Annotated in this window: 1 protein-coding gene; it reads right to left on the bottom strand. The window is 73.8% G+C overall.

The window, feature by feature from the left end; genetic code table 11:
- Window positions 1-5 precede the first annotated feature (5 nt).
- The coding region (locus tag ACY45C_RS21045) for a hypothetical protein (protein WP_462189284.1) at window positions 6-428 on the bottom strand (423 nt) is incomplete at its 5' end.

Genomic DNA, 428 nt, shown 5'->3' with positions numbered 1-428 from the left:
CGAGCTTACTCGATTCCTCCGGGGGCCCTGGCGGCCCCGACCACGAGAACCACGCGAAGCCACGCCGTGAACACCCCGGCGAGGCAGACGAGGTTCACCGTGATCAGGAGGCCACGCATGTGCCGGGAGGGGGAGGGGTCCGCGAGGGCGAACACAAGCGCCGCGAGCGCCGCGGCGACCGCGACCACCGCGAGCATGCGGGCAGCCGGCCGCGGACCGACGCGCCCGGACCCGGAACCGCCGTGGCCGCCCGGGGAAGAGTCGTGGCCGCCCCCGGACGGGTCGCCGCCGACGTCCCCGGTGCCGGGCTGACCCGGCTGGGCATCCTGCATGTCCACAGCATCGCCTCCCGTAGTCCCAAACGCCGAAGGCGAGGTGACGGAAACCCCGCACGGCGCCCCATGCCGGGTCTTCGAAGTTAACCGGGG

This window comes from Frankia sp. CcWB2, from assembly GCF_977927585.1.
The sequence above is the reverse complement of the archived record's forward strand: the minus strand, read 5'-3'. Positions and strand labels throughout refer to the sequence as shown.